Source organism: Dehalobacter sp. DCM, from assembly GCF_024972775.1.
Classification (GTDB): domain Bacteria; phylum Bacillota; class Desulfitobacteriia; order Desulfitobacteriales; family Syntrophobotulaceae; genus Dehalobacter.
This window is the reverse complement of record NZ_CP092282.1, coordinates 3,257,690-3,278,630: the sequence shown is the minus strand read 5'-3', so window position 1 is coordinate 3,278,630 and position 20,941 is coordinate 3,257,690. Positions and strand designations below refer to the sequence as shown.

18 protein-coding genes are annotated in these 20,941 nt (G+C 43.9%); 11 read left to right on the top strand and 7 right to left on the bottom strand.

The features are described from left to right. Positions 1-3: 3 nt before the first annotated feature. Together LPY66_RS15190 and LPY66_RS15185 are read right to left on the bottom strand one after the other, a co-directional pair. Complete coding sequence (locus LPY66_RS15190; RefSeq protein WP_337985101.1) at positions 4-1,902, bottom strand: spore germination protein; 1,899 nt, start codon at positions 1,900-1,902, stop codon at positions 4-6. Between the two features lie 235 nt (positions 1,903-2,137). Further along, positions 2,138-2,317 carry a hypothetical protein gene (locus tag LPY66_RS15185; RefSeq protein ID WP_337985100.1) on the bottom strand — a complete coding sequence of 60 codons (180 nt, stop codon included), beginning with the start codon at positions 2,315-2,317 and terminating at the stop codon, positions 2,138-2,140. Between the two features lie 252 nt (positions 2,318-2,569). Between LPY66_RS15185 and aroF the strand changes: the two genes are divergently transcribed. From aroF to LPY66_RS15155, 6 genes are all read left to right on the top strand, one after another. Next, positions 2,570-3,589 (top strand): 3-deoxy-7-phosphoheptulonate synthase, encoded by a 1,020-nt coding sequence (gene aroF, locus LPY66_RS15180; RefSeq protein ID WP_337985099.1) that lies wholly within the window; start codon positions 2,570-2,572, stop codon positions 3,587-3,589. Between the two features lie 31 nt (positions 3,590-3,620). Further along, on the top strand, positions 3,621-4,484 hold the full coding sequence (locus tag LPY66_RS15175; protein WP_337985098.1) for a prephenate dehydrogenase: 864 nt from the start codon (positions 3,621-3,623) through the stop codon (positions 4,482-4,484). Between the two features lie 55 nt (positions 4,485-4,539). Continuing rightward, entirely contained in the window at positions 4,540-5,841 is a 1,302-nt protein-coding gene (gene aroA / locus LPY66_RS15170) for a 3-phosphoshikimate 1-carboxyvinyltransferase (RefSeq protein ID WP_337985097.1), read from the top strand. Further along, on the top strand, positions 5,822-6,922 hold the full coding sequence (gene aroC, locus LPY66_RS15165) for a chorismate synthase (RefSeq protein ID WP_337985096.1): 1,101 nt from the start codon (positions 5,822-5,824) through the stop codon (positions 6,920-6,922). The genes aroA and aroC overlap by 20 nt, the downstream gene beginning before the upstream one ends. Beyond that, the gene (gene pheA / locus LPY66_RS15160) at positions 6,910-8,094 is read left to right on the top strand and encodes a prephenate dehydratase (RefSeq protein WP_337985095.1); all 1,185 of its coding nucleotides are present in this window, start codon (positions 6,910-6,912) and stop codon (positions 8,092-8,094) included. Before aroC ends, pheA begins: the two co-directional genes overlap by 13 nt. Before the next feature lie 140 nt (positions 8,095-8,234). Beyond that, positions 8,235-8,561: a hypothetical protein gene (locus LPY66_RS15155; RefSeq protein WP_337985094.1), complete on the top strand. Its 327-nt coding sequence runs from the start codon at positions 8,235-8,237 to the stop codon at positions 8,559-8,561. Between the two features lie 824 nt (positions 8,562-9,385). Here LPY66_RS15155 and LPY66_RS15150 read toward each other — a convergent pair. Further along, positions 9,386-11,533 carry a YcdB/YcdC domain-containing protein gene (locus LPY66_RS15150; protein ID WP_337985093.1) on the bottom strand — a complete coding sequence of 716 codons (2,148 nt, stop codon included), beginning with the start codon at positions 11,531-11,533 and terminating at the stop codon, positions 9,386-9,388. 173 nt (positions 11,534-11,706) lie between these two features. Here LPY66_RS15150 and LPY66_RS15145 point away from each other — a divergent pair, with 173 nt between their 5' ends. Continuing rightward, positions 11,707-12,135: an acyl-CoA thioesterase gene (locus tag LPY66_RS15145; protein ID WP_337985092.1), complete on the top strand. Its 429-nt coding sequence runs from the start codon at positions 11,707-11,709 to the stop codon at positions 12,133-12,135. Between the two features lie 297 nt (positions 12,136-12,432). Next, complete coding sequence (locus LPY66_RS15140; RefSeq protein ID WP_337985091.1) at positions 12,433-13,155, top strand: ATP-binding protein; 723 nt, start codon at positions 12,433-12,435, stop codon at positions 13,153-13,155. 14 nt (positions 13,156-13,169) lie between these two features. Here LPY66_RS15140 and LPY66_RS15135 read toward each other — a convergent pair whose 3' ends face one another. The 4 genes from LPY66_RS15135 to LPY66_RS15120 all read right to left on the bottom strand — a co-directional run bounded on the left by LPY66_RS15135 (position 13,170) and on the right by LPY66_RS15120 (position 18,513). Beyond that, positions 13,170-14,633 carry a Sapep family Mn(2+)-dependent dipeptidase gene (locus tag LPY66_RS15135; RefSeq protein WP_337985090.1) on the bottom strand — a complete coding sequence of 488 codons (1,464 nt, stop codon included), beginning with the start codon at positions 14,631-14,633 and terminating at the stop codon, positions 13,170-13,172. A 283-nt stretch (positions 14,634-14,916) separates the two neighbouring features. Next, complete coding sequence (locus LPY66_RS15130) at positions 14,917-15,795, bottom strand: IS3 family transposase (RefSeq protein ID WP_337988035.1); 879 nt, start codon at positions 15,793-15,795, stop codon at positions 14,917-14,919. Positions 15,796-15,815: 20 nt separating this feature from the next. Further along, entirely contained in the window at positions 15,816-16,493 is a 678-nt protein-coding gene (locus LPY66_RS15125; protein ID WP_337984399.1) for a helix-turn-helix domain-containing protein, read from the bottom strand. 109 nt (positions 16,494-16,602) lie between these two features. After that, positions 16,603-18,513, bottom strand: coding sequence for a [Fe-Fe] hydrogenase large subunit C-terminal domain-containing protein (locus LPY66_RS15120; protein WP_337985089.1), 1,911 nt, complete (start codon positions 18,511-18,513; stop codon positions 16,603-16,605). Between the two features lie 399 nt (positions 18,514-18,912). Between LPY66_RS15120 and LPY66_RS15115 the strand changes: the two genes are divergently transcribed. From LPY66_RS15115 to LPY66_RS15105, 3 genes are read left to right on the top strand one after another with little or no spacing between them, the layout of a single operon-like run. Then, on the top strand, positions 18,913-19,281 hold the full coding sequence (locus LPY66_RS15115) for a GntR family transcriptional regulator (protein ID WP_337985088.1): 369 nt from the start codon (positions 18,913-18,915) through the stop codon (positions 19,279-19,281). Further along, positions 19,278-19,976, top strand: coding sequence for an ABC transporter ATP-binding protein (locus tag LPY66_RS15110; protein ID WP_337985087.1), 699 nt, complete (start codon positions 19,278-19,280; stop codon positions 19,974-19,976). The genes LPY66_RS15115 and LPY66_RS15110 overlap by 4 nt, the downstream gene beginning before the upstream one ends. After that, complete coding sequence (locus tag LPY66_RS15105; RefSeq protein ID WP_337985086.1) at positions 19,969-20,751, top strand: ABC transporter ATP-binding protein; 783 nt, start codon at positions 19,969-19,971, stop codon at positions 20,749-20,751. The genes LPY66_RS15110 and LPY66_RS15105 overlap by 8 nt, the downstream gene beginning before the upstream one ends. Positions 20,752-20,941 lie beyond the last annotated feature (190 nt).

The window sequence follows — 20,941 nt, the reverse complement described above, 5'->3', positions numbered from 1 at the left end:
TCCTTATCCCTTATCCGGATCTTGCTGCGCCCATTGCCGTGCAATCTCCGGCTGACGTTCAATATCCTGGGTGTTTAGAAAATCAGGGCGCTTTTCCTGCATCCAGAGAGGCCAGCGCACCACTTTATCCCGGCTTGATCGGCTTGTGGGAGCGATAACGGAAAAGAACGGAATGCCAAAGGATTTCAAATTGACCATCATCAGGGTATGGCCGATAACGGCCAGCGCTATCCCATAGAAGCCAAGCAGGGTGCCGGCAATAATATAGTAAAAACGCGTGAGCCTAACCCCGAAGGCCAGGCTGTAATTCGGAATAGCAAAATTACTTAAACCCGTGACAGCGACGATAATGATGAGGATCGGACTGACAATATTCGCTGAAACAGCGGCGTCACCCAGGATCAAAGCGCCGATAATTCCCAGTGTATTGCCGATAATTCCGGGGATACGGATACCAGCTTCACGGATAAGCTCAAACCCCAGTTCCATTAGCAGGATCTCGACTAGGGTCGGAAAAGGAACGTTTTCTTTGGCTTTCGCAATAGCGATGAGCAAATCGGTGGGGATCATCTCCCGATGAAACGTCGTCATGGCAATATAAAGGCCGGGGAGCATCGAAGCGGCTAAAAATGCAAAGAAACGGATAAAACGGAGTGCCGAGGTATACTGCCATTTTAACGCGGCATCTTCCGGTGAATGCATAAATTCATTCATCGTAACGGGGACAATCATGGCAAACGGCGCGCCGTCCGTGAGGATGACCACGCGTCCTTCAACGATATGGGAAGCCGTTCGGTCCGGGCGTTCCGTGCTCAATATAGTGGGTATTATCGTTAATGGATTGTCTTCAATTAACTCCTCCAGCATGCCGGCACTGACCAAAAAATCTGTCTTGATATTCTGCAGACGCCGTCGGACTTCTCCTACCAAAGAAGGATTGGCAATATCCCCAAGATAGACAATAGCCAGCGTCGTACTGCTTCTTTCCCCAACTTCGAAAAATTCCGTCATCAGATGACTGTTGCGAATGATGCGTCTTAATAAGGAGATATTAGTCCTTAAATTCTCGCCGAAAGCTTCCTGAGGTCCCTTGACGATACCTTCTGTTTTAGGCGATTCGACGCCACGTTTTTCATACCCGATGGATTCACACGTCAGGAAGTAATCGAGACCGTCGATGTAAACCGCGGTATTGCCTTTTAATATTTCGGTGAGGACTTTTTGGATGTTATTTAAGGATTTGATGTCGTTGGTTAAAATGATATCCGTGTACGGCTTGTACGGTTGGACACGATCATCGGATTCAGAGATTGGGGCACCCCCGTCCGAGTAGGCAAGCAACGGTTTTAGAATGAAATCATTAATAACCATTTTATCGGCCATTCCATCCAAATAGGCAATAAAGGCTCTTTTTTTCTGACTGATTCGGAACTCGCGGATAACCAAGTCTTTGTTACGCGGGACACCAAATAGCTGCTTGATGAGCTCAAGATTCGCGGTATATTCGGAACGCACGTGATCCGGATCGGAACGGTATGACCGAACTTGGCCGGGAGTCATCGGTTTCCGCGCCATCTTCCGTTTTGTTTTCGCTGAATCGTTATTTTGTTCCTTGTCTTGTTTTGTTTGCTGTCCCTGTCTTTGCTGACTTGTATTTCGCTGCTCCGGTTTTGGCGATTCCTTTTTCTGACCTTTTTCATTTTTTTGTTTTGGTGTGGATTCTCGTGGTTGGGGCGTTGACGCCTTGTTTTGGTCCTTACCGAACCCAGCGGTACTTGTTTGCAGCGGATCCTGGTCCAAGGCGTCTTCGCCCAAACTGAACGTCTTGGGTCTGTTCGTCTTTTTGTAGGTGATTAAGGACAGTATTTTTTTCCATTGCGGCTGCTGTTTATTTGATGTCACTTTGTGATTTCCCTTCATTCTTTATGCTGTTATTATGGTTAGTCAAATAGAATTACATACCAGCAATCGATATCTTTTGACGGCTGTTTCCAATTGAAACCTGAATAAATTAATCATTAACTTAGCAAAATCACGATTCACGGAAATATGGAAATGGTTTTAAGGTGAAATTTGATGACAATTTTCCTCAAAAAGAAATAAATTGTTTGACATGAGAAGTTGGCCTGCTGTATAATTAACCAAAATTAAACAACCGGAGATTCCTATGGAAACGATCATTGGTAAAAGACCCGTAGAACAACTCAATACGTTCGCGTTTTTCGCCTTTAGCCTGTGCTATTATTACTTTTACTTTAGCACCGGTTATTTCTGCTTGTTCTACAACCGCATACGGTCTCTCTTCACTAATGAGCATCCGGTAAAATCATGCTTCGCGGCATGACCGGCGAGAGAAGATAATCAAAGTAAAATTGTTAAGGTTAAAGAAGGCTCATTAGAAATAGTGGGCCTTCTATTTATTTATTGGGCCAAAGATATTTTCAAGCTTGAATCATTAAACAGGCCATGGGAGACAAATAAATCAAGGAGGAAAGTCATTGAAAGCGCCGTTTAGAAGTACGGATAGGAAAAATCAAAACGAATGAGTGATTGAAGGAGGAGACGGCATATGATTATTGTTATGAAACCAGGAACATCGTTGGAGGAAATCGAAAGATTAAAAGGCAAAGTTTTAAGCATGGGGTGCGAGATCCATGAATCGACCGGGGTTAATTATCACATCCTTGGATTGATCGGCAATACCAGTAATATTGACTCCGATACGTTTCTTGCCATGGAAAGTGTGGAAAAAGTAATCCATGTCCAGGAACCTTTCAAGAAGGTCAACCGGTTGTTTCACCCCGAGGATTCGGTTATTGATGTCCATGGCCGAAAAATCGGAGGCGGTCACTTTGCTGTGATTGCCGGGCCCTGTTCCGTTGAAAGTGAAGAACAAATTCTTCAAATCGCTGAGGAGGTTAAAGCAGCCGGTGCCGGTTTTTTACGAGGCGGGGCATTTAAACCCAGATCATCACCGTACAGCTTTCAAGGTTTACGGGAAGACGGTCTTGATCTTTTGAAACTGGCCAGGGCTAAAACCGGTTTGCCCATTGTCTCCGAACTGATGTCGACAGAGCATCTCAGTCGTTTTGTGGAGGATGTCGATATCATCCAAATCGGGGCCAGAAATATGCAAAACTTTGAACTATTAAAAGAAGTCGGCAAAATTCAGACGCCCATTATCTTGAAAAGAGGATTATCATCCACGATTGAGGAATTGTTGCTTGCCGCTGAATATATTCTTGCCCACGGCAATGAAAACGTGATCCTTTGCGAGCGCGGCATCCGAACCTTTGAAACCTATACACGCAATACACTGGACTTAGGTGCGATACCGGTCATTAAACGGTTGAGCCATTTGCCGGTCATCGTCGATCCCAGTCATGCCGGGGGGTTATGGTGGTTGGTTGAACCTATGGCTAAAGCGGCTTTGGTGGCCGGGGCTGATGGGGTTATGATCGAAGTGCACAATGATCCGGCTAACGCGAAGTGTGACGGTCAGCAGTCAATCAAGCCGGAACGTTTTAAAGACCTGATGAATTCCCTCAGGCAGCTGGCAACGATTGACAATAAAATCGTATCGTTTTAAATAGAGATACAATAAAGCACTTTTTTTGGAGGTGTGTTTCTTGAGTGAACCGGACTTTAGTAGTATGGAAATGACGGTAGTGGGTCTGGGACTGATTGGCGGATCATTCGCCATGGCATTGCATCAATTACATCCAAAAGCGATATGGGCGGTAGATATCGATGCGAATATTTTGGATCAGGCAGAAAAGGACGGCGTCATTACGCAAGGGTTTACAGATGCCGAAATCCCGCTGCAACGCTCCGACGTGGTTATTATCGCCGCTTATCCTGACCAGTCAGTTACGTTCATTAAAAACAATCTGGCCCATTTCAAGTCGGGTGCCATTATCACCGATGTCGCGGGGATCAAGGAAAAACTGGTTCAAGAAATCAACGGATGCCTGCGGAGTGACCTAAGCTATGTTGGCGGGCATCCGCTGGCCGGTAAAGAATCGGGTGGATACAGTAATGCCAGCGCCGCAATTTTTCAAGGTGCAAACTATTTGTTGACACCCGTGGCGGAGACGCGACCCGATAGTCTCGCCGTAATAGAAAAGATGCTTCTCAGGCTGGGGTTTCGGACGCCGCTTCAGATGTCCCCGGCTAAACATGATACGGTTATCGCTCTGACCAGTCAGCTGCCTCATGTCATCGCTGCCGCTTTGATGAACAGTGGGGATACTGAGGATACCGGCAGTCTGGTTGGGGGGAGTTTCCGTGATGCGACCCGAGTTGCCAGAATGAACCCTGAACTTTGGAGCGAACTCCTGCTTGAAAATAAGAAAAACATTCTGGTTCAGATTGACGAATTTATTGAAAATGTTCAGCATATCCGTTCAGCAATTGCTGATAATAATCAGGAACAGCTGAGCGGCATGTTGAAAGAGGCCGGTCAGCGCCGCGAGAGATTCTAAAGGTAATATTATAGGTACATTGCACGAATACACATAGCATGAAGGAGAGAGTACTTTGGCCTGTTTGCGCATACTGCCATCCAATCTATCCGGGGATATCCGGATCCCGCCCTCAAAGAGTATCAGTCATCGCGCGGTTATCTCCGCAGCACTTGCCGATGGCGTAAGCCGGATCCATAATGTGATTTTGTCGGAAGACATTATTGCGACCCTCGATGGAATGACTTCCTTGGGGACATCGATACTGGCATCAACAGCAGAAGCGGAGGAGCCGGGATTATTAGAATTAAAGGGATGCTCACAGCCCCAACTTATTCGTGATACGATCCGCTGCCGGGAATCCGGTTCTACGCTCCGATTTCTGATACCCATCGCCACCCTCACCGGCGGGCCGGTAACGTTTACCGGCGAAGGCAAGCTGTCGGAACGGCCGCTTAATGCGTATTACGACTTGTTTGATCAACAGGGGATCCTTTACGAAACGGCGGGCAGAGCGCTTCCATTGACCATAACAGGCCGGTTCAAGCCGGGCAAATTTTCCATAGCGGGAAATGTCAGCTCACAATTTATATCCGGACTCATGTTCATGCTCCCGCTGCTTCAGGGGGACTCCAACATCGTGATTACGACCGATTTGGAATCCCGCGGTTATATCGATTTGACCATCGATGCCCTGAGACAGTCGGGTGTTATCGTTGAAAATTCAGATTACCACGCGTTTTTCATTGGCGGCAAACAAAAATATAACCCCATAGACTTTCGCGTCGAGGGGGACTTCTCACAGACTGCTTTCTGGCTTGTGGCCGGAACAATTGGAACCGGGCTTACGTGTTATGATTTGAATAGGCAGTCGCTCCAGGGAGATCGCGTCATTTTAGATATCCTCTGGCAAATGGGAGCAAAGATGGCTTTTTCCGAAACGGGGGACAGATTGGACGTTCTGCCTGCGGCTACTCACGGTATCGAGATCGATGTGTCCCAATGTCCGGACCTAGTCCCGATCCTTGCTGTTATTGGCGCCCTAAGTCAGGGCACAACACGCATCATCAACGCGGGAAGACTTCGGATTAAGGAATCGGATCGTCTCAAAGCAATCGCGACGGAGTTGAACACATTGGGAGCGCGTATCCGGGAGCAGGAGGAAGGACTTTTAATCGAAGGAGTCGAAACTCTCCATGGCGGGACTGTGGACAGCTGGAATGATCATCGTATCGCCATGGCCTTGGCCGTCGCGTCCATCAAGTCAAGCGGACCGGTGATTTTGAACGGTTCGGAAGCAGTAAGAAAATCATATCCTCATTTTTGGCGCGATTTTACCAGATTGGGAGGGATAGCGGATGAGTGGAACCTGGGGTGAATATGTTAAACTCTCTTTGTTTGGAGAATCCCATGGCAAATGTGTGGGAATAGTCATCAACGGGCTTCCGGCAGGGATCAAACTGGATCTTGATTTTATTCGATCAGAATTAGCCCGAAGGGCACCGGGGAAAAATGCACTTTCGACTCCCCGGCAGGAAAAGGATGAATTTGAGATCATCAGCGGTTATTTTAATGAGCATACAACGGGATCCCCATTGACTTTTATCATCTGGAACAAAGACTCACATTCCAACGATTATGAGGACCTGAAATATAATCTTCGCCCGGGACATGCCGATTATACGGCAATGATCAAGCACGGCGGATTTAATGATTACCGTGGCGGCGGGCATTTCTCCGGCAGGCTGACAGCATCGATGGTTTTAGCCGGCGCGATTGCTAAGCAGATCCTCAGTAAGAAGGAAATTGCGATTGGCGGACATGTATTGAGCATCGGGAATATTCGGGAAGAAAGCTTTGATGAGTTGGATTTGGCTGTTAATTCGATCCAGGAGCTGGCCCGCATGGATTTCCCGGTACTTAACAGCGCTATCGGAGAAGAAATGCAGCAGCAGATTCTTTTAGCCAAGGCGGAAGAAGATTCTCTGGGCGGCATTGTGGAAACAGCCGCTATCGGATTGCCTGTCGGGGTAGGCTCGCCCTTTTTCGATTCGCTGGAAAGTAAAATAGCTCATCTGCTTTTCTCCATTCCCGCAGTCAAAGGAGTTGAGTTTGGGGCAGGTTTCGCCATCACGCAAATGAAAGGGTCCCAAGCTAATGACAGCTTCGTCTATGTGAATAGCCGGGTGGAGACCTTAACCAATCATAATGGCGGGATATTGGGAGGTATAAGCAATGGGATGCCGCTCCTATTTCGAACGGCATTAAAACCGACACCTTCGATAGCCAAGGCCCAAAGTACAGTGGATATTTCCAGGAATGAAGAAGTTGAGATTCGGGTCAAGGGAAGGCACGATCCGTGTATTGTGCCCCGGGCCGTTCCTGTGGTGGAAAGTGCGGCCGCATTGGCTATATTAGACTTAATGATAGAAAAGGATGGCGTCACGTGGATGATATAAATAAGAAAAAACTGCAGGATCTCCGCCAAAAAATCGATGAAATCGATAATGAACTGCTCCGACTTTTTGAAACCCGGATGGAAACGGTCATAGAAATTGCCGATTTTAAGATTGCGAACCATATCAATATTCTCGATGAGTCACGCGAGGGTAAAGTTCTTCAGAAGATTACCCAGGTAGAAAACAAAGAACTGGCTAAACCAGCCGAAGAATTCCTGAAGGCTGTGATGCATGTCAGCAAAGGTATTCAGGCGGAGCGTTTCTTTAAGCCGGAGAATGGGTCGTGGAAAGTTTTCCCCGAGCTGCAAGAAGTTGAGGAAGTAACCGGCGAAACGGTAGGCTTCCAAGGAATCCCCGGGTCTTTCAGCGAACAAGCGTTAAAAGAATACTTTGGCAATAACCCCAAGACCAAAAATTATACCAATTTTGACGATGTATTCGACGCATTGGCAGCGAATGAAATCGATTACGGTGTACTGCCTTTGGAGAACTCGTTTACCGGCGGTATTGCCGACGTCTACGATTTATTATGCCGATATGGCTTTTCCATCGTCGGTGAGAAGAGTATTCAGATCGACCATAACCTATTGGCACTGAAAGGAGCAACTCTCGGGGATATTAAAGACGTATGTTCTCATTCCCAGGGTTTCCAGCAGTGCAGTCTCTATCTCAAACAGTTTCCGCAGTGGAATCAGATCCCGGTAAGCAATACAGCCGTCAGTGCCAAGAAAGTAGCGGATGCGGGGACACCGGGTCAGGCATCGATTGCCAGCAGGCGGGCAGCCGAGCTTTACGGGTTGGAAATATTGGCTGAAAAAATCAATAATAATCCGGCCAATTTCACCCGCTTCATTATTATTGGAAGACATCCGAAATTTCGTAAGGGCAGCAACAAAATCAGCCTGGCAGTCGCTATTTCCCATGAACCCGGTTCCCTCTACAGGGTGCTGAGTCACTTTGCCCGCAATGGTCTCAATATGATGAAAATCGAATCACGCCCCATGGCGGACAAAACATGGGAGTATCTTTTCTATATTGATTTCGAAGGCAACCTGGATAATCCCGTTGTGAAGAAGGCAATCGAAGAAATCGAAAAAGAGAGCGCCTATTTCCAATTGTTAGGCAACTATCCCGCAGACAGAAAGCATCTGTCCAAGGTTACAACGGAATAAACTCAAAACCAATGGAAACTCACATCCGCCGAAGATATTGGGAAAGCCACTATTTACCTGAATAATTTTTCACTATCCTGTTTTATAATGAAAGGGAATTCATTAAGTTACACCAATATAACGCAGGAGTGGTAGTTCAGATGAAGCCAATATTTGAAAGGTCACGCACTTTATTTGAGAAAATATTCTTTACCTTGGTGGTACTGACGGTTATTGCCTTTTTTTTCGGAAGCAATCTTAATCTTGATATTCTGGTTTATGTCGGATTTGGAGCCTATGTGATTATTGGTTTGTTTGCGTTCATCCTTCCGGGTAAGATGATGGATGTACTTAAGAAAGAAAATGAGGACTTTTTGGTCAGAAATCAAAAGAAAATCCCTTTGATCAAAGCGGGATTTCGCTGTTTCGGTTTTGCCCTGGCTGTTTTGGGTGGTGTATTAGGCTATATTTTTACCGTGCATTTCTAAGCCGGGCAAATCACTTATCATCATAACGAGTACAAGCATGGACAGAAATACTCATAGCTGGGGTTGTCTGCATGCCACATTCCGCTTTCGGCAGATAGCGCCATCCGTGGCGCTATCTGCCGCGCCACGCAATCCGTGCTCCGCTTGTCGCTGGAACTGTGGCACGCAGACTTGATTTGAAGGAAACAGATATTTAAGGGGACGTATCATAACTTAGCCCTTAGTGAAAGACGTCAGCAATGGCGTCTTTTCTTTTGGGGTGTTGGGGTGTTGGGGTGTTGGGGTGTTGCAGGCTTGCATGGCATGATACATGTATCATGCCGTTTCCCACGACTAAAACCAGCGATACAGAAAAACAGTCCACTGGACTATTTTCCTGTATCGCCTCGCTAACATGCCAAAACCCCGCTGCTTACTGCAAGCTGTCGCTCCTTGCCATCCATGGCACCGCGACAGTTGTCCATCCGTGGACAGAAACCGTTGGTTTCTTAACGTCGCTCCCACTAACGTCCGCTCATGGATCTATGCAATCCTGCAATATTTGAAGAAATCAGAAGATATAGGGAAATATTTTGACGTGACATGGTATAATTTTCGTTACGCCCCTTAAAATTGCTTGATGACCCAATAGTAAGTCTGGGTGGCTCATTCCAGCGCAGAGCGGAGCACGGATGCGGAGCGCGGCTGTGACGGCCATGGAGGGCCTAATGTCGCGGATGCCAAGGATGGCAGGGAGCGACGAAGCCATGGATGGCACAAGAGCCGAAAGCGGAAGTGAGGCACACTGACAAACCCGAGAGCAACTATATATTGAAAACGGTTTATCAATTTCTGAAGCCGACCTCTAACGCTTTAATCAGTCCGGCAGCTGCTTCAGAACGGGATACGGAAGCATTGGGATCAAATTGGGTTCCATCGGCTTTTATTATGCCCATGCCGGTTATTAAGCTGACATATCCTTGTGTATCTTTGGCAATATCGGTATAGGACGTATGATAAATATCGCTGACCATAGCGATCTTTTCCAAACCAAGGTAACGGGTCATGATTTTGCAGTAGAGCAGACGGTTCACGGATTGGCTGGGAACAATACTCTCTTTTACCCAGCCTTGTTCCTTGGCCAATTTTATGATCTCATCATCAGAAAGGCTGCTTTCACTGCCATTTTTAGCAGCATTCAGAGCCCTCAGTAAGGAAATAGCGGTTATATTTTTTGAGGGTTCAAACTTAGTGCCATACTCACCAAAAAGACCGGCTAATCCCAATAACGTGATTTCTTTTTCTGCAGGGTGACCAGCAATATCAATGAAACGATGCGGTTGAGGCTGTTGCTTCATGGGATTACCCTGAAAATCAATGAAAGCACCGGTTTTAGCATCCATCCTGTCGGAGGTCAGCTTGTTTTCCGTTGAAGGCTGGTAAACCAAGCGGACTTCTTTTGCTTCCCCCAACTCATAGCGGACAACATACTGCAGAATCATCGGGCGGGAAGCGAAGAGTTTATTCTGAGCTTCCGATTGGGAAATGGCCAGGGATAGTTGAGGGAAATCCAGATTCCACCAGGTCAGATTATAAGACGAGATCTTGCCGGTCAATAAGTCCACATTGATCGAAATATTATTGGAAGGGAAAGAGATACCGTTGACGATCCGTTCGTAGGTTACCAGCAATGATGTTGATTCCATGTTGCTGTCTTTGTCGACGGGATCTTGAGACAGTTTAAGCTGATCAAATTTGCTGGGTGCAATTTTTTTGATAAAGTTTTCGGCTATTATCTTCGCTTGCTCGGCAGTTATTTTCGTGCCGGTTTGAGAAGACGACGGATTATAGATGTTGAAGGATAATACATCCCCGTTTTCAGCATTGATGCGGGCGGAAATGCTTTGGGCTAAGGAATCACCTGATGACGAACCCCATTCAAAAGACCAAACTTTTCCGTTGCGCTGATAATAATCCTGAGACAAATTGATGCTTCTTAAAGTGAGTGTTGATGGCAGAGTAATCCATTTCTGCGCCACCGCGATGGCTTGATCTCTGGTTAAGAGTTTGGCATTGGCAGCCAGTTCCTTCTGTTCTTCGGGTGTCAACACAACAGCCTGAGCAGTATCTTCAGTCGATTTGCTCAGATTACCGGCGCCTCTTCCATTAAACAGCCACTGATCTGTGCTGATATTCAACGCCTGGCCGGAGAAAGCATCGATTGTTCCATTGTTCTTTATTTGGTAAATCAGTTGTACGTTTTCATTATTAGTGCCGACGATGAGCGGTTTATAAATGGGGGTGAGGAAATATTGCAATTCAAGGAGTTTGGCACTTTGAAAAGCGTCCATAGCTTTTTGGGCAGAGATAATATTTTTAACTGCAGGAATCGCTAAGTCACTCCAGACGATGGTGTACGATGTGACCTTTCCGGTATCCGCATTGATTTGGATAGTTGCCAGGTTGCCTTGGAAGGGAACTCCGTTTTCGACCCGCTGCCACCGGAATTCATAGGTGGCAGATCCATATGGATTTAGAGGTACCAGATTCGTTTCTTGGATATATTGGAGATGGGAAAATTTTTGACCGGTTAACCGCTTAACAGTGGACGAAGCGATTTGTCTTGCTTCTTCGTGTGTGAGAGCGGGAAGTTGAAAGGATTGATCATTTTGGCTTGTTTGCCAGGAATTAATGGAAAGGATCTCACCGCTGCTTGCGTCGACTTGCGCGGAAAAACTACCGCCGCTGCCGCCTGGGGCGTTCCAATTTAAATACCAAACGTAATGGGTATTATTACTGTTGAAGCCGGAAGAGAATTCCGTATACTCCACTGGTATAGAGAAATTGGATTTAACAGTTGTCAAGGCTTGCTCAAGGGATATCTTCGGGGTGGAATCCGCCGTAACAGCTTTTTCTGAACCGAATAACGGGAATGGTATCTGGATGATCAAGAGAAAAACCAAAGGGAGTATGATCCATTTTTTGTTTGACATCACACCGGCACTTCCTTTCAAAACGCAAATGTATTTCCAGCTGGTCCCCAAAATATGTATACTTTTACTTTTGGTTTCCGTATATAATAGACTTAAATTTGTACAGCAGTATGACGCATAAAGAAAAATTTTCCTTTGGGGATAAATAACCAAAGGACCGAAAGGGAATACCGATGAATGAGTATCTGATTTCAACAATAGAAATACAACTATCGTATGCCGATACGGATATGATGGGCGTGATTTATCATGCCAATTATTTAAAATGGTTTGAACTGGGACGATGTCAATTGGTCAGGGATGCAGGGTATGACTATATGGAAATGGAGACAAAAGGATATTACGCACCCGTTTACAAGGTAGATGCCACCTACAAAAAAGCAATTCGTTATGGCGATCGTGTTTTTGTGAAATGCTGGGTCGAAGAGAATCAAGGTTTGTGGACGGTTTATGCCTATCAGGTTTTAAATGGCGAGGACGAGGTATGTGCTGAGGGGACGACAACGCACATTCTTGTACGCAAGGATAATTTTAAACCGGTTCAATTCAAGAAAGTTTTTCCGGAATGGTTTCAGCGCTATGAGGAAATCAAGAAAAAATAAAACAGTACCTTGTTAACCTCCGACAAGGCTAAGCAGTATTGCGAAGAATAATCTGCTGCCAGGATATATGAGATTTAGGGTTAACAAGGTACTAATGATAAAAGACCGTTGCATACAGATTGGCTTTAATTTGCTTTAATTCGCTATGCAGCGGTCCTTTTATTTTGTAACATAACTTGTAACATGCGTTACCGATTCTTCAAACAAAAAGCGTTATAGTAAAGCTAACAAAAAGAATATCGATGGTGTATTAACCACGTAATACAATGAGAAAATTAAACAGGAAAGGTGATAATCATGCTTAGAAAAATAATCGAAATCGATCAAAACAAATGCAATGGCTGCGGACTTTGTGTCAATGCCTGTCATGAAGGTGCTATCCAGCTCGTCAACGGCAAAGCGTCGCTGATCAGCGACGAATATTGTGATGGACTCGGTGATTGTCTGCCGGAATGCCCGGTCGATGCGATCCAAATCATTGAGCGGGAAGCCGCCGATTACAATGAAGAATTAGTCAAGGCAAAAATGCAAGCGAATGCTGCCAAGCACCAAGCGCAAACAAGTGCCAAATTACCCTGTGGCTGTCCGGGAACACTGGCTGCTGAAATCAAAAAAGCACCTGTGCCCAGCAGAGTAAATCTTGAGGATGAGCGTCCTTCCGAACTTCGGCAGTGGCCCGTCCAGTTGAATCTAATCAATCCCCAGGCATCCTATCTGCAACATGCTGATCTGCTCATCGCAGCCGATTGCACGGCGTACGCTTATGCATCATTTCATGAAAAGTTCATGCGGGATCGAATCACGATGATTGGCTGCCCGAAACTGGATGACAACGATTATTATACGGAAAAGATCGAGCAAATACTGAAGATAAACAATCCGAAAAGCGTGAAGGTCATCCGGATGGATGTCCCGTGCTGTTCCGGTATCGTGCGTGCGGTCAGGACGGCTATGGACAATGCGGGGATATCGGTGCCCTACAGTGAAGTGATTATTAACTCCCAAGGTCAAATTCTATAAAAAAGAAACTTCCTTCATAAGGCAGCCAGGACTTCGATGGCCTGAGCATAGATGTCGGTGCATTTCAGGAGATGATCAATTGCAATATATTCATCCGGTTGATGTTCGATTTTAGCCATCCCCGGAAAAGAAGGTCCGAAAGCGACAGCACGCTGAAACGCTTTGGCAAAGGTAGTCCCGCCCATCCCTATGGGGCGGGCTTCTCTGTCTCCGCTAAAGTCTTGATATACATTAAGCAGGGCCTGGATATGCGGATCATCTTCGGGAAAATGCAGGGATTCAAGGGAGTCGAGAATGGTCAGATCGGCATCAAAATCCTCAAATGCGGATTCTACTTTAGGCCGGATCGCATCCAACGACTCCGATGCGGGAAAACGGATATCGATTTTCAGGGTAAAAGATGCGTTATCCATCGCGATAAAGCCTGGGCATACAGTCATTTTCCCGGTTAATCTATCTTCGAAGTGCAATCCGAGGTTTTGGCCGGTACAATCGCGGCCTAATTTTTCTGCATAGAGTTCGATTAGCTGTTTTTGTTGCTCATCAATATTAAGCTGAGAAAGAAAAAGAATCAATTGTGAAATCGCGTTTTGGCCTTCCTGGCAATTGAAGGCATGGGCAGCCTTGCCATGGGATATCAGTTTGATCTCTGATTTATTATGGCTTAATTCGATGTCATAGTTGGTTTCTTTTACATAAGCCGAAAGTTGTTCCTGAATGTCAGGAGAACCATCACTGCCGGAGATTTCGAGAACTGCCTCACAGAGATCCGGCACGATATTCAACGAATCGCCGCCTCCGTGGAGGTGTTTTATACATATAGAAGCATTGTTTTTGCTATCGTGGGATACATCCATTTTATCCGTTACATCAATCGAAGGATTATGCTTATTTCCGAATATTGAATCCGGTGCAACGCTTCTTTTTAATTCCAGCCAGATTAGCCCTTTTTCAGCGCAGACAATAGGGAATACAGAATCGGGGACAAAGGAGAAATCCGGCTCTTTTATTTTTTTTAATAATTTAGGCGTAGTATTCCAGATGCTTTCTTCATCTAAACCGATAATCAGCTGTACTTTGTTTTTAGGTGTTATTCCGGCGTCTTTTACAGCTTTTAATGCGTATAAAGCCGAGATTGCCGGGCCTTTATCATCGATGGCGCCTCTCCCGTAAATCTTGCCATCCTGAATCTTACCTTCAAACGGCGGATAGTTCCAGCCCGTTCCTTCGGGGACGACATCCAAATGGACAATAATGCCGATGGTTTTTTTATTACCCTCGCCAAATTCGATGATTCCGCCCAGATCATCGTAATTTTTTACGTCAAAACCCATTTCCCGACCCCATTCCAGAAACGTGTTCAACGCATAGAGGACGTCTTTTTGGCGGCCGGTAACACTCGGAATTTGGATCAATTTCTGCAGAGACTGAAGCATCGTGTCTTTATTGGCTTCAATGGCTGATTTGTAATCTGTCATAGGGTCATGTTAACTCCTTGCCTTTATATGTAAGGTCTTTTTGTTATTATGCGATGTATCCTACCTGTTTATGTTTTTATTTCAGTGAGTATTTGATTGTAAAGACCATACCCACCTTACCGATAGAAAATCCTATAAGAATGCCTTGTATTTTGGCATATTCTAATTTTTCCTGATAAAAAAGCTGTTGGCGTTGAACAGGTGTTCATTGAACCGCTCCCCGTCAAGTAGACAATTAAAAAAATAAAACTCTGCTGCCAGTAGGTATAACCTGCTGGCAGTTTTATGCTGCTTGTAAATAACTTTCGTGTTTCTCCAAAGGTGTTAATACACCAAGATTCCTCTGTAATCGTTTGTTGTTATAGTAATCGATATATTCCTCAATCATTTCTACTACAGAGTCTCTGCTGGTAAATCTTTTTCCGTAATAGCGTTCTCGTTTAATAATCCCCCAAAAGCCTTCCATTGGGCCATTATCAATACATTTGGCTATTCTTGACATACTTTGGGTCATTCCAGCTGCTTCAAGCTTCGCATGAAATGCTCTGTTCGTATATTGGAATCCCCTGTCACTATGAAAGATTGGATGTGCGTCCGGATTAGCTTCAATGGCAGCATCAAATGTATCGAATACCAGCGCGTTATTATTAGAATCACGTATAATATATGAAACTATTCGTCTATCGTATAAATCTAATATTGCACTAAGATATAGTTTGTGCTTTATTATTCCAACGTAATACTTGAATTCTGTTACATCTGTAAGCCATTTTTCATTTGGAGCTCCAGAGGTGAATTCTCTATTTAGTATGTTTTCTGCTATATACTGTGGATTGGCTGCCTGTCGTGTACACCCATTGTTTGAATACTTAATGGTGGATTTTATATCTAACTTACGACAAATGCGTAAAACTCGCTTGTCATTCGCTTTTATATTATGATACCGCTCAAGATCATCCTTGATTCTTCTATACCCTTTATCTGGGCTTTCCTCATGAATTCTTTCAATCTCATCAGCGATACGAAGATTTTCTGCTTCGCTTTCAGGTATTTCTCTATGCAGCCACTTATAATATGCTGCTCGTGATACCTTTCCAAACTTACATAGGGTGCTGATCGGATAATTATGTTCTTGGTTTTCTTCTTTTATAGCCTGATATATAAATTCATGGCGAACCAGGCTTAGTCCCGCCTCCTCTCTATCCCCTCGAGTTTTTTTAAGAAAGATGCCTCCATTTCGGCCTGTTCTTTTTCTGCTCTTAAAATCTTATTTTCAGCTCTCAGCTTTTCTAATTCACTCATCTTATCCTGAGACTTTCGCTTCCCCCGATTGTCTCTTAATGCTTCAACCCCATAGACTTCATATTTAACAGTATAGTTACGCACCTGCTGATAGGATACTTGATGTTTTTCAGATGTTTCTGCGTAATTATGATCATGTGCAATGCAATACCGCACGATTTCAACGCGTTCATCGAAAGTGGTTTTTCTTCCTTTGGTCATGATGGTACTTCCTCCTGTTCCAGAAGACCTTAGTTCTTCATGACCATTATACTGTTTTATCCAGCGTTGTAACTTACCTTTTGATCGAATTCCATACTTTTTACAAATATCAGTTTGAGAGCCCAAACCAGCTAAATAATCTTCAACAGCTTGTATCTTAAGTACTTTTGTGTATTTTTTAGTTCCTTTCATTAAGAAAACATCGGCTCCCATGGACTCATAATTAAAAATCCATTGTTGAACAGATGCTAAACTTACATTAAGATCACGGGCAATCTGATTTTGGCTAGTTTTTCCATCTAGATACCGTAATACAGCAGTTAACTTCTCGTTGCTAGATATCTTTCTCTTTGACATAAAATATACTCCCCTCTAAGCAACAAGTTTTTATTATTTCACTTGTCTACCTAGAAGGGAGCATATCACATCGTCCAACAGCTATGATTTTTTATCGGCTGACTGCAGGCTAATTAGCGTCAAATAAGCTTTCTACCGTCGCTAATATATTTTGACCAGTAGCAGTAATCTGTTCACTGGATTTTAAGGAATCCTCGATCGCCCTGCTAACATCATTCATCTTTCTCTCAAGTTCAATAGAGACTTCGGAAATAGTCTTGATCAATGTCAGCATGACATTTTCGTCATTGATGGTTGATTGAACAACATTTCCGGACTGATCAGCAAGTTTCTGTACCTCTTGGGCAACCACGGCAAAACCTCTCCCGTGTTCACCGGCGCGGGCAGCTTCGATCGCTGCATTTAAGGAAAGTAAGTTGGTTTGACTGGCAATATCGACAATTTGATTCGATGCGTTCACAAAACTATTTAGCTTTTCTTTCATTTGCTGCACATTGTCTTTAAGCTCGATCGCCGTTTGAACTGTCACTGCCGCTTGGCCTGTAATCGCCATTAAGGATGCCGCGCTTTCTTCATTGGCTTTGGCCAGTTCAGTGAGAGAATCTTTTATAAGGACGACATTTTCTTTTAGCTTATTCGACATGCGTAGGCGGTCATTGCTTAATTGTTCAATTTCTTTCAACATCGCATTGATTTCGGTATTTTTTACCGTTTCTTTTAAGACTTCATTGCGTGTAAAATCCATACAATTTTCTAGAATATTCAGTCCGTTGTATATCTCTACAGCCATTTGCGTACAAGTATGACAGCCGCATGCGGTGCAGTTGATCTTACGGGAACTGGCTTCTGGTTTTAACAAGGCGATGAAAATGTGCTCAAGTTCGTCTTCCGAAGGATATTTTAAAGGGTTTACAGCCTTACTCTTATCGTACTCTCTTAAAAAATCCTGGTATCTAAGTACTTTATCAAACTCTTCACCGATCCATTTTACCTTCTTAATAATACGTCCTTGAGTAGCTTGCTGGAGTTTCTTTTTCTTCATATGATTAAATTTGTGGTCGATATCATCGATAAGTTTGGAACTAATACAGGACGCAGAGCCAATATTGCAGCCGTGGGTACAATTCAGGGCGTCTACCACCAGCGGGACCGGCTTGCTTTCCGCTACTCTGTTTTTATAATGCGTTAAGTAGTCATAGACAATGTCTGTACCTTCAACTTGCTTCACCCAAGCATCCGGTACGATTGCTTCAATATTTTCTTTTAAACCACCGGGACGGCTGAACAGGAAACCTAAAGAACATGGATTGGCATCAAAATCCTTTTCGGCAAAGTCATCAAGGTTAACATTGTTCTCCAACAAGTATTCCACAAGCTTTTTATAGGTCACATTATATGAAATGATCTGGCCGGTGCTTTCCATTTCATCCTTTTTGGCAAGGCAAGGTGACAAAAAAGCTATGGCATCGTTATTCCGTAAATACTTTCTTAGATAGATAGCAGAACATATCATCGGGCTGTGGACAGGGGACAGCTTATCAATGATTTCGGGCTGGTATTTTTCGATATAACTGACAATAGCGGGGCAGGGTTGGGCAATGAGGGTCTCAATCTTTTGCTCATTGATGGCTTTTAAATAAGCCCACGTTGTAATATCTGCGCCGAATGAAACATCGTAGATCAATTGGATGCCCAGTGATTTCAGGTAAGCAAATAGTTTTTTATAGTTGTTAAAGTTTGTCTGGACGGCAGGTGCTGCGATTACCGTGATGTTGATTCCATTTTTTAAATCACTAAAAAACCGGTCGGTATCATCCATATAGGTTCTTGCTTCATGATCACACACTTCAAGGCATTTACCGCAATGGATGCACCAATCACTGTTTACCCTGACTTTCACTTTGTTCTCGGTGTTTGTATAGGCGGTATTAGCATTAACTGGGCAGTGACGGATACACTTGTTACAACCTTCACATTTGAATTCATTTGTCACGATGAGACTTGTCTGACTACCTTCCAAAGCTGAAGCACCCCTGTCATAATTAATTATTATCGAAATACACATCCATAGAATACCAGCTCAAACCCAATAATTCTAGTATTATGATTTTTAAATAATTAGACAAATATATTTGTTAGGGTCCGGTCCACGCACCACATTCCGCTTTCGGCTCTTGCGCCATCCGTGAATTTACATTATGGAAGTTAAAATTCTTTTGCCCTCCTTAGCGAATTTTTAACTTAGGTCCATCCATGGACCGTTGCGCTACGCAATCCATGCTCCGCTTGGCGCTGGAATTGTGGTACGCAGACCGTGCTATGAAGCTGAATGTTCAGTTATTTAAAGAAGACTTGACACACTTATTGAACTAGTGTACTATACAAATAGTGCACTAGTTCAATAAGTAGAGGTGATTCTATGAACTTCGAAAATAATGTGCCCATCTATATTCAAATTATGAACCTTATCAAAAGGGATATTCTACTGGGTAAACTCGCTTTGGGTGAAAAGCTGATGTCGACGCGGGAATACGCACAGAATCTCAATGTCAACCCAAATACAATGGTCCGGGTATTCAGTGAACTGGAACGGGAAGGCATAACCTTTACCAAGCGAGGAATAGGTACATTTATTACTGAATCTGAGGAGAAGGTAGATATGATGAAAAAAGAAATGGCGGAAGAAATCATCGGCAACTTTATTACGGGGATGAAGGAACTCGGTTATAGCTACGAAAACATGATGGACCTAATTCAGAGCTGGGTCAAAAAGGAGGCAGTTCAATGACAACACTGCTATCGGCAGATAATATCACCAAAGGATTCTTCAACAAAAAGGCCTTGGAAAATTTCAGTATTAAAATTGAAGAAGGCAAAGTATATGGTTTACTCGGACCTAATGGCAGTGGGAAGACAACTTTTTTTAAGATCGCTGCAGGTTTGTATAAGCCAACTTACGGTAGAGTAACGATTGGTGATGTTCCGGTTGGGGCGAAAACTAAAAAAATCACAGCGTTTATGCCGACAGAAGATTTCATTTTCGAATGGATGAAAGTTCGAAAGGTCCTTGATTTTTATAAGGATATGTATGCGGATTTTGATCGAAAAAAAGCATTGGAATATTTGGAGTTTATGGCACTTAATGAGGATATGAAAGTCCGTAGTATGTCAACTGGAATGAAAGCACGGCTGAAACTGGCCATAACCATGGCCCGTAAAGCAAAACTATATCTGCTCGATGAACCTTTGAATGGGATCGATCCTGTATCACGGGATAAGATTATCAAAATCGTTGTGTCGGAATTAAGGAGTGACTGCGCGATGGTGATATCCAGCCATTTGGTCAGTGAATTGGAGCCCGTTATCGATGAAGTTATTTTCCTGGACAAAGGGCAGATTATCCTGGCTGGGAATGCTGAAAGCTTCAGGGTGGATCGCGCGTGTTCTATCGAACAGCTATACAAGGAGGTTTATCATGATTAATCTCATTAAATATGAATTATTACGTAAATCAAAATTACTGGGGATATTTCTGGCAATCACGCTGATTCTTAATGCCGCCGCATTAATCCGCCTGCAAACCGGTGATGTATCTGACGAGTCAAAAATGGCGGTTCTGGGACTATTTTTTATGATGCTGTTTTGGGTAGTGGTTATACTCTATGTAGTCAATATGGCGATGATGTTCAGCCGCGATCTCGATCATAAAACGGGTTATATGTTTTTTATGACGCCCAACAGCGGCCTTAAGATCCTTGGGGCAAAAGTCCTGACGGGTATCCTGGAAGGAATCCTATTTTTAGCTTTGTATAGCCTTTTACTGGCTGTGAACTTTTTCGGATTTTATAGAGAGTTAGTATGGAATTTCCTAAACAAGACCGACTTCTTCAATCTTGTTCTGAATAACATTCATATGGAAATATCCGAAATAATAACGTTTGTGATCCTTTGTGTTCTGACATTGTTTATCGGTCTGCTCAGTCTGATACTCATATTCTATGCGGCGATAACCATCCGCAAAAGTATACTGGCTAACCGAAAATTTGCCGGGGTCATAACGACGGTGATCTTCGTGCTGCTGGTATGGTTGAGCGCCGAAGTATCAGAACCTTTAATGAATACCTTCATCGTCAGACCGTTTGCGGCAGGAAACACACATTACAGCTATTTATTGATTCAAATGGCTGTTGAGGCTGCCATCGGTGCCGTTTTCTTCTTCATTACAGGCTATTTGATTGACAAAAGAACGGATTTATAAAATAATATAAAGTTTTTATTAGGAAAAGCCGATATAATAAGGAGGGGGAAAGTGAAATAGATGTTCACTTTGCTCCTCCTGTGCAATTTAAAAAAAGTCGCTCAACCCCAAGGTGATTTATTAAAAATGTTCGAAATCAGTTGACAAGCCTATGTCAAAAATATATAAATATAATAATGCCGATGTTAAA

What these genes read in the sequence shown, in the direction of transcription:
- LPY66_RS15185 (WP_337985100.1), bottom strand. Translation starts at nt 2,317, where the DNA reads ATGCTCATTAGTGAAGAGAGACCGTATGCGGTTGTAGAACAAGCAGAA.
- aroF (WP_337985099.1), top strand. Translation starts at nt 2,570, where the DNA reads ATGATTATTGTTATGAAACCAGGAACATCGTTGGAGGAAATCGAAAGA.
- aroC (WP_337985096.1), top strand. Translation starts at nt 5,822, where the DNA reads ATGAGTGGAACCTGGGGTGAATATGTTAAACTCTCTTTGTTTGGAGAA.
- LPY66_RS15155 (WP_337985094.1), top strand. Translation starts at nt 8,235, where the DNA reads ATGAAGCCAATATTTGAAAGGTCACGCACTTTATTTGAGAAAATATTC.
- LPY66_RS15150 (WP_337985093.1), bottom strand. Translation starts at nt 11,533, where the DNA reads ATGTCAAACAAAAAATGGATCATACTCCCTTTGGTTTTTCTCTTGATC.
- LPY66_RS15145 (WP_337985092.1), top strand. Translation starts at nt 11,707, where the DNA reads ATGAATGAGTATCTGATTTCAACAATAGAAATACAACTATCGTATGCC.
- LPY66_RS15140 (WP_337985091.1), top strand. Translation starts at nt 12,433, where the DNA reads ATGCTTAGAAAAATAATCGAAATCGATCAAAACAAATGCAATGGCTGC.
- LPY66_RS15135 (WP_337985090.1), bottom strand. Translation starts at nt 14,633, where the DNA reads ATGACAGATTACAAATCAGCCATTGAAGCCAATAAAGACACGATGCTT.
- LPY66_RS15125 (WP_337984399.1), bottom strand. Translation starts at nt 16,493, where the DNA reads ATGTCAAAGAGAAAGATATCTAGCAACGAGAAGTTAACTGCTGTATTA.
- LPY66_RS15115 (WP_337985088.1), top strand. Translation starts at nt 18,913, where the DNA reads ATGAACTTCGAAAATAATGTGCCCATCTATATTCAAATTATGAACCTT.
- LPY66_RS15110 (WP_337985087.1), top strand. Translation starts at nt 19,278, where the DNA reads ATGACAACACTGCTATCGGCAGATAATATCACCAAAGGATTCTTCAAC.
- LPY66_RS15105 (WP_337985086.1), top strand. Translation starts at nt 19,969, where the DNA reads ATGATTAATCTCATTAAATATGAATTATTACGTAAATCAAAATTACTG.